The sequence below is a fragment of the Streptomyces sp. URMC 123 genome (assembly GCF_051386515.1).
Taxonomy (GTDB): Bacteria; Actinomycetota; Actinomycetes; order Streptomycetales; family Streptomycetaceae; genus Streptomyces.
This window is the reverse complement of sequence record NZ_JBPQTV010000583.1, coordinates 1-1,709: the sequence shown is the minus strand read 5'-3', so window position 1 is coordinate 1,709 and position 1,709 is coordinate 1. Positions and strand designations below refer to the sequence as shown.

At 77.9% G+C, this 1,709-nt stretch carries 1 protein-coding gene; it reads left to right on the top strand.

Annotated elements, in window-relative coordinates; all coding sequences use genetic code 11:
- Positions 1–51 precede the first annotated feature (51 nt).
- Complete coding sequence (locus ACSNOD_RS30965) at positions 52–1,614, top strand: NADH-ubiquinone oxidoreductase-F iron-sulfur binding region domain-containing protein (protein ID WP_436770400.1); 1,563 nt, start codon at positions 52–54, stop codon at positions 1,612–1,614.
- Positions 1,615–1,709: the final 95 nt, after the last annotated feature.

Here is a 1,709-nt window from a genome sequence, read left to right as displayed (position 1 = left end):
CCACCCGCCCTCGCCCGGTGAACCGTGGCACCAGCCCGCAGGAGAGCGGCCATGAACGCGACCCTTCCCGACGTCCCCGAGGTCCGGGTGGTCGGCCTCCCCCAGCTCACCTCCGGCTTCGACCTCGTCCACCGGCTCGACCTGGAGATGCACCTCAAGGTGCACGGCCCCCTCGCCCCGCTGGGCGGCGAGCAGCTGGCAGAACTGGCCGAGGGGGTGGCCCTGCGGGGCCGCGGCGGGGCCGGCTTCCCCTTCGGGCGGAAGCTGCGCGCCGTCGCGAAGTCGGCGATCCGGCGGGGCGTGCGGCCCGTGGTGGTGGTCAACGGCAGCGAGGGCGAACCGGCCTGCCGCAAGGACACCGTTCTGCTGTGCCGGGCCCCCCATCTGATGCTGGACGGAGCTCTGCTCGCGGCCGAGGCCCTGGGCGCGCGCACCCTGGTCATCGGCGTCACCCGGGACTCCACCGAGGCGTCCGTACGGGAGGCGCTGGCGGAGCGCGGGCTGACCGACCGGCGCGGGCGCGCACTGCGCGCGCGGGTGGTGCGCACCCCCGAGCGCATGGTCTCCGGGGAGGCGTCCGCGCTGATCCGGGCGGCGAACGGCGGCCCCCCGCTGCCCCCGGGACGGCGGGTACGGGCCTCCGACTCCGGCGTGGGCAACGCCCCCACCCTGCTGTCGAACACGGAGACCTACGCCCAGTTGGCCATCGCCGCGCGCCTGGGCGCCCAGCGCTACGGCAACACCGGGATACCGGGCGAGCCGGGCACCCTGATGCTGACCGTCTCCGGCTCGGTGGCCCGGCCCATGGTGCTGGAGGTGCCCAGCGGGGTGCCGCTGCGCTACGTGCTGGAGCTGTGCGGGGCGCCCCAGGTGCCCCAGGGCGTGCTCACCGGCGGCTACCACGGCAGCTGGATCGACGCGGTGGCCGCGCACGGCGCCGTGGTCTCCCGGGAGGCGCTGGCCGCCGCCGGCGGGGCGCTCGGCGCGGGGGCCCTGCTGCCGATCGGAACGGACACCTGCCCGCTCGGGGAGAGCCTGCGGGTGGCGCACTGGCTGGCCGCCGAGACCGCGGGCCAGTGCGGGCCGTGCCGGCTGGGCCTGCCCGCCGCCGCGGCCGGCCTCTCGGACGTCCTGGGCGGCGGCGGCCGTACGGCGCTGGAGGCCCTGCGCCAGGTCACCCAGGCCGTACGGGGGCGGGGGGCGTGCAAACACCCGGACGGGTCGGTGCGCTTCCTGCTGTCGGCCCTCAACGCCTTCACCGACGACCTGGCCGCCCACGTCCTCAGCGGCGGCTGCGGCCGGCCCACGGCGGGCGTGCTGCCGCTGCCCTCGCCCGGACAGCGCGACGAGGGGGTGCCCAGCGGCGAGCGGCTCGCGGTGGACTGGACGCTGTGCGAGGGCCACGGGCTGTGCGCCGGCGTGGTGCCCGAGCTGATCCGGCTCGGCCCCGACGGCTACCCGGCCCTCGCCGACACGCCCGTCCCCGTGCATCTCCGGGGGCTCGCGCAGCGTGCCGTGCGCCGCTGCCCCGCGCTCGCGCTCCGGCTGGACCGGGACGCGGCCGAGCCGGAGCAGCGCACCGCCCCGATCCGCAGGGCGCTGGGACGGAACTGAGCGCCGGCCGCGACGGCGCCGGGGGCGGGGGCACTCAGCGGCGGCCCGGTCGTCGGTGAAGGCGTTGAGGGCCGACAGCAGGAAGCGCACCGACC